The sequence below is a fragment of the Bacillus sp. B2-WWTP-C-10-Post-4 genome (assembly GCF_009183805.1).
In the GTDB taxonomy this organism is placed as follows: domain Bacteria; phylum Bacillota; class Bacilli; order Bacillales; family Bacillaceae_G; genus Bacillus_A; species Bacillus_A cereus.
In genome coordinates, this window is record NZ_WEII01000105.1 from 1 (window position 1) to 13,030 (window position 13,030).

A 13,030-nucleotide genomic window follows, 5' to 3' on the forward strand; every position below is an offset into this window, starting at 1 on the left:
GTATAGTGTAGTTAATCAAATAAAAATTATAGCTAACTAAGTGATAAATTTGTATAAGACCATAAAAATTAGTGTGAAAACTACATATAAATGTATGTAAAATAAAACAATTTTTATATATAAATTCATACAAAAAATCAATAAATGAAAACAGTTTAAAATTCGTTATCTAATATGAAATAGCTAATTTAATCATGATTATGAGGGATTAATTAGATCAACATAAGAAAAAATCCTATATACTAAAAGATAATTTACTATAAAAATTTTTAACGAATAGTTTAGCATTTAATGATTTCTATATAAAGCATGAATTATATAAATACATACCAATATATGAAAACTCATGCAGCCGAGCTTGAAATCCCTAAATACTGTAGTATATTTTTATTTACTTATCTTATTGTTCGTAAAATTGGTATTTCGTGCGAAGTTGTGAGTTTGAAATTTTTTCAATTCTTCTTTTACCCTATTTATGTTTATTTAAGACCATCTTTTGTTTTAGCAGTAAATAGTACACATAATTCTAAATGAAGTACACTGTACAAAGCAATAAATTTCGTGGGAATAAAGATTATAAGAAAGTTAAGTCGAAAAATGAGCATACTAAAACTCCTGAGTTCTCAAAACAAAGACGAATAAAATAGTGACTTTATTAATTAAAGGCAAAGCTAAATTCGTGCCAGTGACCATGTTATTGTTCAATATTAAGATACGTTCAAATTAAATCTAATATTATAAGTTGGTTCTATAATATTATCTTATTATCTTATATAAAATAAGCACCTCCCATGTCTAGTTTAAAATCGAGAAATGAGAGGCGCAATTTCTAGCTCTTCTTAACTAGCTTGCTTTTACATACCCTAACTGTATACTATCTATATTATTTGACTTTATAATTTGATAATATCTTGTTTCTTTTGTTGTCGAATTGAAAAATGAATCCCTTCCTTCTCTAGTAAGCTTATATCGTTCCTTTTCAGTAAACTCCGCTCGTACTTTATATTTTCCTTCTTCTGCCTCAAAATAGTAATGAGCTTGGCCATCTTGTAATCTAGAAACTATTTTTTCTTCTACTATTTCTTCATTTTCATTAATTAAATATAACTTTATTTCCCCCATTTCTGGTGCTATTGTTTGTTCTTCAGGATCAATCCAGCCATCCCCATTTTCATCAAACCAGATATAACCAGATATAGTCCCTTTCTCTGGATCCCAAACCTTATCCATTTCTTCTGCGAATGCTAAATTTTTTGGTAAAAACAATGTAAAAACAAACACTAAAATTGAAAAATATGTCATACGTCTAATTCTTTCCATTGATATCGCCACCCAACCTCAAAATGTTTAACAAGAATATATAAATTTTAATATATAATACAATATACTACAAGTCTGGTTTTATTATCCAAATGCAGTTATAATTATAATAATAAAACCAATTAATTAACAAAGTAAATATCTAATTCAATGAATTACACGCAAGATTACATTTTCTCTAATCAATACTGACTTACCTAATGTCTTAGGATTATGACAAAGCATAAGTAATGTGGGTTCTTCTGATGCAATGTTGTATTCTCCTAAGATGTTGACTTATAGAATTTTTTACGTATTGCCCACTAATCTATGCACTATTAGGAAATATTTTGTATAACTTCTCCTTTTGTTAACTAAAATACTATTGTTCATATTTTTTTATTGTTATATAATATTTCATGTCTTTACTTATATGCGATTAAGATATATCGGAATTAGAAAAAGGAATCTTGAAAGATTCCTTTTTCTATTTAAAATAAAAAATCAGTGAATTTGCTACCTATCCATCTTCCCCGCCTCACAGTAATTACTTTATATTATTTAATTACATCCTTCCCTTTTACATCTTTTTATTCAAATGTTATAATTATAAATACCCACTATCATTTTGAATCGAGGTGACAACCATGAGAAGTTTTGGTTCATTATTGATTTCTACTATTTGTTCAACAATTCTTTTAGTTTGGAATTCCCTTTCTTTCTATACTGGTTTCACAACAGGACATACATACTACTGGATTAACGGCATCATATCCTTAATTTTCCTTCTATTCTTTATCCTAAACATGCGAGATATTATTAAAAAAAACTACAGAATATCTGGAAAATAGGAGTTGATACATATGTGGAAAAAGATTAATAATTATAAGTTTCATCTAAAAGATTTAAAATTTATGACTTGGCTCTTCCCAATTATCGGTTTATTATACACTTATGAATTCTTCTCTGGTCTAATGTTCCACCACGAGGTTCGTTGGCTCAAGTTAATATGCATGACAATAATGATTATAGGATTTATTGATATTAGAAAGAAGCTTAAAAACAAAGATTATAGAGCGGCATGAATCAACAAAAATTTTTGAACTCATTTCTAGTATTTACATTATTTTTTCGGGACTTACTTAATTAAGGAATTATCAGGATAAACTGCATATCTGCAGTTTTTTTGTAAAGCAAAAAAGCATCTTATCTAGATGCTTTTCAGTCTCTTTTTCTACATAATAACAAGACCATACACGATGCAGCCTACTCCTAATAATATGAAAAGTTGTGGAAAATTAAATTCTAAGGAAATAAGGTCGACAAGATGTTCGAAAGTTAACCCAACCTTTTCTTTTAAACTTCCACTTTCTACTTCCCTAATTTCATAAATGAAGGTCAAGCAAATGAGAAATATCCCTAAACCTATTAAGTATATACCCAAAATTAATACATCCTTTTTTATCTGATATTAACATAAAAGAATATATAATATGAGAAAACATTTTTTAAATATAAAATAGCGGTGGATTTTCTACTTTAATTTCTACATAACCCATTTTTCTTTTTCCTTCTTATAAAGAACTTTACGATTTACACCATTAACTTCACATACCTACTTAACTTTATATCTATTTTCTTCATCATTAACAGGCAGCTCAAAAACGTGCTCCATTTTAGGCTTTCCCTTATATACGCAAGTTGTTTAGCAAGGCCTATCCATTCTCGTTAGCGCATCTTAATTTTGTATTCGCTTGTTTTGATAATTATTTATCCACATATTATTTATTTCTTTGCTTCCATACCCCATTTTCTTTACGATAAGTATTCTTGCCATCCATAAAGTCAGCTGTATTACCCGGAATGCTATATTTCTTATTTTTTTTCTTAGCTTTCTTCTTCAACCTCTTCTCTTCTTGAACAGCTTGTAAATCCGCCTTCCATTGTTTCAACAAATCCTTTTCACGTCGCATCCAATTTGTACCCCTTGGTTTAAAATGTGTACCAAATAATTAGATTCTACCTATTTATATAGAATCCTTTAATCAAAATTTCCATTTTGTTCAAATTCACGTTTAATATGTATTTTCTATGTAACTCGGAAAATAGCGCCCGTTATGGATCCTTTCCTTATCTTACCTGCACAATTCCATTGTCATCTTTGCTACTGCCCCCGTTACCAACGCTAAAATCATGCACAATGTAGAAATGAACCACAAAATTTTTTTCATCGTATTTCTCCCTCTCTTTTTGTTTTTCTTCCCTTACATCATAATGGGATTGGAATCATTGTTGGGAAAACTATCGATTTCTATGATTTAGCAAAGATTTATGTTTAAATCCATTGCTTAACGCCTGTACTCTTTCAAACAGGATTTTTATGATATGTATGCAGGATTCCCTCTTACATGTACCGAAACCTCAATAGGGAAACATTCCACTAATTACCAAACTCATTTTATACCATTATATTTTGGAGGTTAAACAGGTTGAAAAAAAAGAAGTTACAAAAATCAGCACTTTCTTTTGCCTTACTCTTTTCTTTAGGTGCCTCTTTTTTCTCACTTACAACAAAGATTCATGCAGATACACAAGAGGTACAAACTGCAGAAAAGAAACCAGTCTCTTTAACGGAGCGTACGTCTTTATTTTTTGAATATCTCCAGCAAGATAAATATTCAGAGGCACTACAATTGACGTCTGCTGCTTTTCAATCCAAATTTACGGCAAACATATTACAAAATTGGTGGACACAAAGTGGAGGAAGTAGGATTACAAGTATGGGAACACCTGTTATACAAGAACGAAACTTGGTCCATCAAACAGTTGAAGTTCCAGGAGCTATCGAAGGAACTACTATTCCATTACTCCTTAAATTCACGCCTGGTGGCAAAGTTGATGAAATTGGCGTAAGGACTGGGCCAGAGAAATCTTATACCATCCCAAATCCTAGCTATGACCGACCTGATTCCTACCAAGAACGTGAAATCCTAATTGGAAATGCTACATACCCGTTACCAGCCACATTAACGGTTCCAAAACATACACCTGGCGAACAAGTACCTATTGTTGTACTTGTTCACGGTTCTGGTCCGCAAGATCGTGACAGTACATTTATGGGAGCTAAAATCTTTAGAGACCTTGCAGCTGGTCTTTCATCAAGCGGTATCGCAGTGTTACGTTACGAGAAACGTTCCTTAGAACACGGTTTTAAAATGACTGCAGAACCTGCTACGTTAGACCGAGATACTACAGATGATGCCATCTATGCAGCAAAATCAGCAGCACAGCAGGAAGGTATTGACCCAGATAACATCTTCATTCTCGGACATAGCCAAGGTGCTGGCACCATGCCACGTATACTAAGCAAAGCACCTTCATCACTTGTAAGAGGAAGTATATTAATGGCACCACCTGCACGCCCTTTTACTGACATGCTCCTTGATCAGTATCAGTACCTTGGGGCACCAAAGGAGTATATTGATGAACTAAAAAAACAATTCGCTTATATTGAGGATCCTACTTTTAATCCAGATCACCCACCAGCCGGTTATAATTATCTTTCTCCACATTTCATGTATGATGTGAGCCGTTGGCATCCAGTTGAGGAAGCGAAATCACGAAAAGAGCCATTACTGATTCTACAAAGCTTACGTGATTATCAAGTAACAGTAAAAGAAGAGTTTACGAGATGGCAAGAAGGTCTTTCAAGTCGCAGTAATGTTCAGTTTAAAGAATATCCGAAATTGAATCACCTCTTCACGGAGGGCGACGGTGAATTAAGTCACCCTAGTGAATACGAAGTCCCTTCAAATATTCCAGCGTATGTCATCCAGGACATCGCTACATGGGTCAATGCGACAAAGAAATAAAAAAAACAACAAAAGCCATCATGCAATTATCATTGCGTGATGGCTTTTGTGATACTAATGATTCCATAAACGTGATACTGACATATCTTTTATTCTCTTTATTGTTTCAACAGAGCAAAAAAGATGCCACCTCTTTTGAAAGAAGGTTCAGATTCTAAAATATATCCAATTTCATCATTTTCTCGGTCGGAAGTATGCTGATTAATTTGGAAACTGCCTGTTGATTTTTTGTAACCATTAAACTATGCCATTTATGGCCGGTTACATCACTTCGATATTAAATAACGTCCCCAACATTCCCTTCTAATGCTTTCAGACTATAAGTCTCATAAGTTGGTACTCTAGAAGACCAGTAAGTGTAGAAGTTTTCAACTACAGTCCAAGTATGAGAGGTTTTAAGTACTACACGATTTCTATTCGCATTAACAGCTTATGAAACGAAATTCGTGCAATCTTCCCCGTCATTCCAATGCTGTAATTGCCAAATCTAGGATTTCGTCCCTTTGCTCATCATACTGCATAACTAGCAGCTGCACTTCCATTTATATAAAAAAATAATACTATGCTTGTTGCGAGAGATAAAAACAAACGTACGTTCCAATGTGATGTACTCGCTAGCAGGAGTCATAATCTAATTTCTACACGTAATGTATTTATTATCTTTTGTGTTTGTTTGCAAGTAAGTACATCCTAGACTTGATATTTTCACAGCTCTTATTGGCTTCACATCTTGCTATCTCTGGTCCATCAGTGCAAGAATACGAGATTTATTTCGATATGTAAGAATGCATATTATTTCTCTTGGATGTTATGATATACTCTCTTTGTGAGCTGATACAATATTTCTTTAGATTGGAAAACTAAAACCTCATTAACCCAAGTTGGGGGCGCCTTATGGCGTCTTTTTTTAGGTTCGACTACTAGTCTTCTAGAACAATTTATTTTTTCTTTATTATTAGATCATTTTATTATCAATCTTTTTTATTAATAAAACTATATTTCAAATCCTGATTATTTAATCGTGTACTTGCATATTAAAAAAATAAATCCCTTTGTTTGTCTTAAACAAATATTCTTCATAACAGCATGCATAATAACCTCCTGGATCTAAGTTAATCCAATAAACTTCTTCTGGTTCTTGTTTGAATACATTTAATAACTGCTCTATTACATATTCCTTCGAAGTCGATCCATTTAAATCATATCCGTGTGGTATTTTCCCAAACCAATAAGACTCCCCATTGGTATATTGGCAAATTAGGAATTCTTTTTTCCATTCTTTCAATTGTATGAGTTCTAATGTGTCATTACTAGTAGCGTGTGTCGCCTTTTTGGCAAGTTCAAAAATATTATCCTTTTTATTTTCTGACATAATACTAAGCCCATAATAATTACTTACATATTCGTCTGCATTTATTGCAGCAAAATCGCTTAAGATTTTATTGATTGTATTCATTTTTTACTCCTTTTAAATGTTGTTTTCAAATAATGTTTGTTCAAAAACCTCTTATCAACTCACATTATATGACTCATCCCTTTTATTTGCGGTTATTTAGATTCTTTCTTGAAAACCAATTTATTGTAATACTACTTTACTATATTCTTTACCTAGTCTCTCAGATGTTTCTACCCATAAGTTACCTGCTTCTGTTATAACCTCTATAGCTTTATTTGAATTTTTAGGGTCTGGTTTCTTTACATAGTCTATTTGATATTGAAAACCAGTACTGTACATCTGCATAGCTCTATCAATATCTTTATGCACCTCTGCGAACTCTTTTGGTACTTTTAACTCTCTAGCTTGTACTGACAAGTCTATTGATTCTTCTGCTAATTTTAAATACTTATACTTGCTATGTAATGGAAGGTCTTCACCTATAAGTAAATTATCCATCTCAGTTACCTTGTCTTCCATCTCTAAAGCTATGTCTGAAAGAGTGTTAATATATTCTTCTATTGAATAGTTACCTACATCTACAGGTTTAACTTTATCTATCTTACTTTTTGATTCTGCCTTACTTTCTTCTAGTGGTTTGCTTTCTGACTTGATGTTTACTTTATCAAAGGAACAAGCACCAAACAATAATAGGATCGGTACAGTAAAACCTATTAGTTTCTTAATCTTCATTTCTCCTACTCCTTGAATGATAGTTTATTGATGCGGAAAACAGGTTACCTATTAACGAGTAACCTATTAATATCATGACTATTTGCGTCTCTCTGCTGTTACTGTATTACCTTTTTTCGTGTCTACAATCTTTAGATAACCATTCTTAAATTCTTCAACTCTGTAGTCTACTGCTACTTCCATGTATTTTGCATCTACCGTCTTACCGTCTTTTACAAACTCTTTTGGTATAAATGTAATTTCCTTCTTACTTCCATTGTAGTGCCATGTTCCTGTCATATGATTGTCTTCGTAAGAAGTCTTTCCTGAATCATCGTACATCGTGTATGTACCATCTTCTCTCAAGTTTAATCCTGTGTGGAATACAGATTCCCTGTAATTACCCCATTCTCCGAATAACTCTTTACCGTCTGATGCTATTTGTATGGAATCATTAGACTGAGAAGTTGTAGAACTATTAGATTTGTTTGGAAAAGGGTTAACTTTATCTTTTATAGCACCTTGAATTGGCTCAGAACCAGTCTTCCAGAGTTCAGTACCTTGTCTGATTAACTCTTTAAACTCTTTCGACTTCTCTTCATACTTAACTAAATCTTTTGAATCTGACTTGATTATCTCAGCTTGTAGCTTGTATGCTTTACTGTAACAATCTACTGCTTTTACAAGGTCTTTGTGAGTATCTTGATACTCTTTGGGTGGTTCTACCTTGTCAAATTTAACAATAACCTTCTGTAACTCAGCTTCTTCTTTTAGAAACTCTTTCTGAATTGCCTTAATATCTTTAGAAGTGTTTACAGCTACCTCAGTTATCTTTATAACCTGCTTCATTAACTCAGATGATAACTCTGACATATGAGCTGGATACTTCTCTTTAGTTAACTTCTCCTTAGTCTCTACTTTAGATTCAACTTTTTCTTTCGGCTTTGCTTCTGTTTTATCAGTTCCACAACCTATTAACAACATAAATGGTACTGCTAATGTGACTAGTTTCTTTGCTTTCATTATGTATGCTCCCCTTAGGAATTATTGTAATTAATTAACATATTTTACCGTAACATAAATTATATAAATAAGATATGAAGTTTTCTCATCCTTAAGAAAAATTTCAAATGTTTTAACAATATGAAGACATGTATTACGGTTGTAGAAAATCCCACTCCTTATGCTTTTTGAAAAAATCCCCTAGAACTAATAATTTATCCAAAAAATCTCAACTTCTATATTTCCTTATTTAAAGGAGATCATTGAATTAGATGGGGATTTTCTGTACCTGATCGTGCAGAATATGTATATCAAGAAGAGCATAAGAATTATGAATACAATGGATCATGCTTTTTGAACGGTTTACCATTTGAATATGGTTTACTGGATGGAACACTGAAGGTAGACAGCGAGATGATTAAATATAAAAAGGATGATAGAGTTTTAGTACAAGGCAGGAATGCCATTTAAATGTACGAAGAAGGAAAAACTCAATAGGACCAGTTTGCGAATGTACATAATTTCTTTTCAGCTGCTGTCAGGAAAATAAAAGAAATTCCCTTTAAAATAAATAAGATTAAATAAAATTCAGTTCATGTATTATTATAAAAGTATATGAATCTAGAAATTAATACTAATAGGTTCACTTACAAAAGATTTGTGTTTTTTTATTAATAATAAAACATGATAGCATGACGGATTTCCACGAAATTGAGGTACTCCTTATAATTGTTCGTTACTAAAATATCCAAAACGTTTGTCATTTTCTTCTTCCAGCTCTGTATTTTTTGCTTTTTCATTGCTTTGTTTAAGGGAAGCTATCATAACGCTACAACAATCTAAAAATAGTAAAGTTGAAAATGGAACTAGTATTATTTCACATAAGATAAAGCACTAAAAAAAACTGTGCACAAAAACTTGTATGGTAATAAGTTTTTGGCACAGCTCTATTATTTGATCCCTTTCATAAGTACCTGAATCTTTGGAGCCATAAAATATAAAATAACACTGAAAACAATTGATAAACCGCCAATTGCGCCAAAATAAATAATCTCTGTTTCAGGATTATATAATCGAACAAGCTGCGCATTGATAGCTTGTGCAGATGCACTGGTTAAGAACCATAGACTCATTGTTTGAGCAGAGAACGCTGCTGGAGCTAGTTTTGTAGTAATAGATAAACCTACAGGTGATAAACAAAGTTCCCCGATTACGACTAGAAGGAAACTAATGACTAACCAAATTGGGCTAACAAGAGATTCGGTACCATGGATATATGCAGGAATAATCATCACTAAGAATGATAAACCAGCAAATAATAAACCGATAGCAAATTTATTTGCTGTACTTGGTTGGCGTGAATTCAGCTTTACCCAAAGCCAAGCAAATACTGGTGCTAGTAAAACAATATAAATAGGGTTTAAAGATTGGAACCATGAAGATTGAACCTCCAATCCTGCAAAGTTTAACTGCGTACGTTGATCAGCATAACTAGCTAAGATGATTGCTCCCTGCTCTTGAATCGCCCAAAACATTGTAGCAGCGATAAATAGTGGTATGTAAGCAATCAAGCGAGATTTTTCAACTTTTGTCGTCTTTGGACTACGGTACATAAAGACAAAATAGCCTGTTGGAATTAGAATACCTAAGATACTTACAAGTAAAGTAAATCGATCAATCGTTAAAATACCTGTTGGAATTGTTAACACACAAACTAGTGCAATTGCGATAATACCAATGCTAAACTGTATAAGGACCTTTTTTCTTTCCTTGTCTGTTAAAGGATTTGGTACTTGCGCTCCTGCTAATCCTAGATTTTTCTTTTTCGTAAGAACATACAGAATTAATCCAAATAGCATACCAATTGCTGCCACACCAAAACCTAAGTGGAAGTTATACTTTTGACCGAGTGTTCCAATCACAAACGGAGATAATAGTGCTCCTAAATTAATACCCATATAGAAAATACTGAAACCTGAATCACGACGAGTATCTGTTTCACTATATAAATCACCAACAATACTAGATACATTCGGTTTTAATAACCCTGTTCCAAGTACTAAAAATACCATTGAGATAAATAATGTACTAACCGTTCCTGGTAGAGCTAAGATGAGATGACCAATCATTATTAAAACGCCACCCCAAAATATTGTTCTACTTGAACCTAATAGGCGGTCAGCAATCCACCCACCAATAATGCCAGACATGTAAACTAACGAACCATAGATAGCCATAATGGATGCAGCTGTGGCGTAATCCATCCCTAAGCCACCTTTAGAAATGGAATAGTACATATAGTAAAGTAATATTGCTCTCATTCCATAGTAAGAAAATCGCTCCCAAAATTCTGTAAAGAATAGGGTAAATAGCCCTTTTGGATGTCCAAAGAAACCATTTTGTGGAACGGTGCGAATGATATCGCTTTTGTTAAGCTTCTCCATACAAATACACTCCTAATATATAAATATAATAATTCATTGTTAAGTATATACCAAAAAATAGAAAATTTAAATAAATTTTTATTTGTGTAATAATTAGATTTTTAAGAAAAAACTAATTTATGTGTTGTTTTCGATGATAATTTTATGTAAATTATATAATATATATATAATAATTCTGATAGTGATATTGTACAAATATAAATACAAATATAGGAGGATTTATATATTGGCAATAAAAGCAGTTACGATAGAAGAAATTTATCAAGAAATATTGGATGGCAAAAGGAAACGATTCCCTCCAAATACTTGGAAAGAAGATTTGGATAATAAACTCGCCCGCAGAGTAATCACATATTTATTACACAGTATCTTAAAATGGGATAAGGAAGACATCAGAAAAAAATGGAACACTCAATTACTTGTAAAGTATAAATTACGAGGATTACTCAAACATAGATACGAAAATAGCCCTTTTAAAGCAATAAATGATTTATACCCAAGTGAGTTTAAAGAATGGGAGTTTGGTATGACTCCTTTAAATTTTTGGACGAAAGAAAAGGCATTAACGATTTTGAGATGGATGATTGAAGAAAAAAAAGGTTTATCGAACGAAAAGCTCTTACGCGTATACGGCAAAAAATGGTTGGAGAAAAACAAACTTAGTGCCCCTCTGGCTATGTACTGGAATAGTAGTCCGTTTGCAATGATTAACGATTTGTACCCTAGTCGTTTTAAAGAATGGGAATTTCTCATGACGCCCAATAACTTCTGGACAAAAGAAAAAGCATTAGAAGCATTGAAATGGACCATTGAAGAAAAAGAAAAATTAACGCCCGAACAAATACTGGATGTTTACAGTATAAAGTGGCTAAAGACTCACAGATTAGCGTCTCCATGTCAATTAATGTGGGGAAATAGTCCATTTAAAATGATAAACGAATTATATCCAGGTCGCTTTAAAGAATGGGAATTTAAAGTTACACCAGTTGGCTTTTGGTCCAAATGTAAAGCACTAGAAGCATTAAGATGGACCATTGAAGAGAAAGAAAAACTGGATGAAAAACAGCTATTAAACGTATTTAATCAACGATGGCTCATAAAACAAAAATTACGGACACCCTTACAACGCTATTGGAAAGGAAGCCCCTACGGGATGCTTATTGCTTTATATCCAAATCGTTTTTCTAAAGGTATGTTAAAAGGGTATTGTAATAATTAAAGTGGAAATGTAAGTATGCAGAGACGCCCTTTGGTGTCTCTTTTTGAAATCCTATGTAAGTACATTCTTATGTGCCTATCGCTTTATTTATCGAAGAAAGTGAACCTGTTATATTATTTCCCAATCCATCTCTTCAAAGCCATACCAAGAAACCCAGCGCCCATCCCTATCATCCACCCAGTTTTGGCGCCCCCAAACATAGATCCCACTCCCGCGCCAAGAAACGTACAGCCCACGAATACTATCCCCCGATGCCCCAGTTCGGTCATTCCATGCTTCATCCCCACCCTTTCTTTACAACATATACTATATGCAAGCTAAAATTTCTAGCTTATGAACTGTTCATTTTCTTGACTATAACTATATGTTTCATATCCATTACTTACAGGTCCAAATGTCATTTTTACATCAATTCGTTACTTAACTTCATTGGTTACTTTTTTTCATCTTATAGAAGATTATTTCTCAACACATAACACATAGAATTATATTACCAGTAATGGTAATATAAGGGTACCTTCAATTGTTAACTGTTGTTCCCTTTTTGAAAGTCCTGTCAAAAGACAGGACTTTTTAAATTTACTTCCTACTAATTTGGCTTTTTCGTTAATATCCTTTTACCTTGTATTTATTTGTTTTGTTATCTTTCCTTAACAACAAATAAGACGTCGCCAAAATCAAGGCAGCGCCTACTATAATTCCTATACACTTAATCAAAATCATTTATCCTCAAATTATTAATTACTTTGCTTCAATACCCATCCATTCTCTTTACGAAAAGTATCTTTTCCATTCATGAAGTCAGCTGTATTACCAGGAATGCTATATTTCTTATTCTTTTTCTTAGACTTCTTCTTCAGCCTTTTCTCTTCTTGGATAGCTTGCAAATCCGCCTTCCATTGTTTCAACAAATCCTTTTCACGTCGCATCGAATTTGTACCCCTTGGTTTAAAATGTGAACCAGATAATTAGATTCTACCTATTCATATAGATATCCTCTAATCCAATGTACTAAGTTATGTTTTTCTTTTTAAATAGACCAACAATATATTAAAATATTCTATATATCCAAGGAGGTTTGTCATGC

The 13,030-nt window shown here is 32.6% G+C and carries 12 protein-coding genes; 4 read left to right on the forward strand and 8 right to left on the reverse strand.

What is annotated here, in order from left to right; all coding sequences use genetic code 11:
- Positions 1-843: 843 nt before the first annotated feature.
- On the reverse strand, positions 844-1,320 hold the full coding sequence (locus GBN78_RS24740) for an SdrD B-like domain-containing protein (RefSeq protein ID WP_061664238.1): 477 nt from the start codon (positions 1,318-1,320) through the stop codon (positions 844-846).
- 626 nt (positions 1,321-1,946) lie between these two features.
- On the opposite strand from GBN78_RS24740, the gene GBN78_RS30730 reads away from it, so the two are divergent.
- Both GBN78_RS30730 and GBN78_RS30735 read left to right on the forward strand, forming a co-directional pair.
- Positions 1,947-2,150, forward strand: coding sequence for a hypothetical protein (locus GBN78_RS30730; RefSeq protein WP_076775613.1), 204 nt, complete (start codon positions 1,947-1,949; stop codon positions 2,148-2,150).
- A gap of 12 nt (positions 2,151-2,162) precedes the next feature.
- Entirely contained in the window at positions 2,163-2,384 is a 222-nt protein-coding gene (locus GBN78_RS30735) for a hypothetical protein (protein WP_000265595.1), read from the forward strand.
- 696 nt (positions 2,385-3,080) lie between these two features.
- Here the strand turns inward: GBN78_RS30735 and GBN78_RS24760 are convergent.
- On the reverse strand, positions 3,081-3,272 hold the full coding sequence (locus GBN78_RS24760; protein WP_001250601.1) for a hypothetical protein: 192 nt from the start codon (positions 3,270-3,272) through the stop codon (positions 3,081-3,083).
- A gap of 516 nt (positions 3,273-3,788) precedes the next feature.
- Here GBN78_RS24760 and GBN78_RS24765 point away from each other — a divergent pair.
- Positions 3,789-5,171, forward strand: a complete 1,383-nt coding sequence (locus GBN78_RS24765; protein ID WP_076775611.1) for an alpha/beta hydrolase family protein — start codon at positions 3,789-3,791, stop codon at positions 5,169-5,171.
- Positions 5,172-6,186: 1,015 nt separating this feature from the next.
- Here the strand turns inward: GBN78_RS24765 and GBN78_RS24775 are convergent.
- From GBN78_RS24775 to GBN78_RS24795, 4 genes are all read right to left on the reverse strand, one after another.
- Positions 6,187-6,627 (reverse strand): hypothetical protein, encoded by a 441-nt coding sequence (locus GBN78_RS24775; RefSeq protein WP_016078416.1) that lies wholly within the window; start codon positions 6,625-6,627, stop codon positions 6,187-6,189.
- Positions 6,628-6,747: 120 nt separating this feature from the next.
- Positions 6,748-7,299 carry a hypothetical protein gene (locus GBN78_RS24780; RefSeq protein WP_016078415.1) on the reverse strand — a complete coding sequence of 184 codons (552 nt, stop codon included), beginning with the start codon at positions 7,297-7,299 and terminating at the stop codon, positions 6,748-6,750.
- Between the two features lie 78 nt (positions 7,300-7,377).
- Positions 7,378-8,301 (reverse strand): DUF3994 domain-containing protein, encoded by a 924-nt coding sequence (locus GBN78_RS24785; RefSeq protein ID WP_000644866.1) that lies wholly within the window; start codon positions 8,299-8,301, stop codon positions 7,378-7,380.
- 929 nt (positions 8,302-9,230) lie between these two features.
- Positions 9,231-10,724 (reverse strand): peptide MFS transporter, encoded by a 1,494-nt coding sequence (locus tag GBN78_RS24795; protein ID WP_076775609.1) that lies wholly within the window; start codon positions 10,722-10,724, stop codon positions 9,231-9,233.
- Between the two features lie 133 nt (positions 10,725-10,857).
- On the opposite strand from GBN78_RS24795, the gene GBN78_RS24800 reads away from it, so the two are divergent.
- A complete protein-coding gene (locus tag GBN78_RS24800; RefSeq protein WP_391486229.1) occupies positions 10,858-11,943 on the forward strand; it encodes a DUF4046 domain-containing protein in 1,086 nt (361 codons plus the stop codon).
- A gap of 113 nt (positions 11,944-12,056) precedes the next feature.
- Here the strand turns inward: GBN78_RS24800 and GBN78_RS30920 are convergent, their stop codons facing one another.
- Both GBN78_RS30920 and GBN78_RS24805 read right to left on the reverse strand, forming a co-directional pair.
- Positions 12,057-12,179, reverse strand: coding sequence for a hypothetical protein (locus GBN78_RS30920; RefSeq protein ID WP_264298954.1), 123 nt, complete (start codon positions 12,177-12,179; stop codon positions 12,057-12,059).
- A gap of 501 nt (positions 12,180-12,680) precedes the next feature.
- Positions 12,681-12,872 carry a hypothetical protein gene (locus GBN78_RS24805; RefSeq protein WP_152127810.1) on the reverse strand — a complete coding sequence of 64 codons (192 nt, stop codon included), beginning with the start codon at positions 12,870-12,872 and terminating at the stop codon, positions 12,681-12,683.
- Between the last annotated feature and the right edge of the window lie 158 nt (positions 12,873-13,030).

Excerpts from the sequence above, each read along its gene's own strand:
- GBN78_RS24795 (WP_076775609.1), bottom strand. The coding sequence starts at position 10,724 with ATGGAGAAGCTTAACAAAAGCGATATCATTCGCACCGTTCCACAAAAT.
- GBN78_RS24740 (WP_061664238.1), bottom strand. The coding sequence starts at position 1,320 with ATGGAAAGAATTAGACGTATGACATATTTTTCAATTTTAGTGTTTGTT.
- GBN78_RS24785 (WP_000644866.1), bottom strand. The coding sequence starts at position 8,301 with ATGAAAGCAAAGAAACTAGTCACATTAGCAGTACCATTTATGTTGTTA.
- GBN78_RS30730 (WP_076775613.1), top strand. The coding sequence starts at position 1,947 with ATGAGAAGTTTTGGTTCATTATTGATTTCTACTATTTGTTCAACAATT.
- GBN78_RS24775 (WP_016078416.1), bottom strand. The coding sequence starts at position 6,627 with ATGAATACAATCAATAAAATCTTAAGCGATTTTGCTGCAATAAATGCA.
- GBN78_RS30735 (WP_000265595.1), top strand. The coding sequence starts at position 2,163 with ATGTGGAAAAAGATTAATAATTATAAGTTTCATCTAAAAGATTTAAAA.
- GBN78_RS24805 (WP_152127810.1), bottom strand. The coding sequence starts at position 12,872 with ATGCGACGTGAAAAGGATTTGTTGAAACAATGGAAGGCGGATTTGCAA.
- GBN78_RS24760 (WP_001250601.1), bottom strand. The coding sequence starts at position 3,272 with ATGCGACGTGAAAAGGATTTGTTGAAACAATGGAAGGCGGATTTACAA.
- GBN78_RS24800 (WP_391486229.1), top strand. The coding sequence starts at position 10,858 with ATGATAATTTTATGTAAATTATATAATATATATATAATAATTCTGATA.
- GBN78_RS24780 (WP_016078415.1), bottom strand. The coding sequence starts at position 7,299 with ATGAAGATTAAGAAACTAATAGGTTTTACTGTACCGATCCTATTATTG.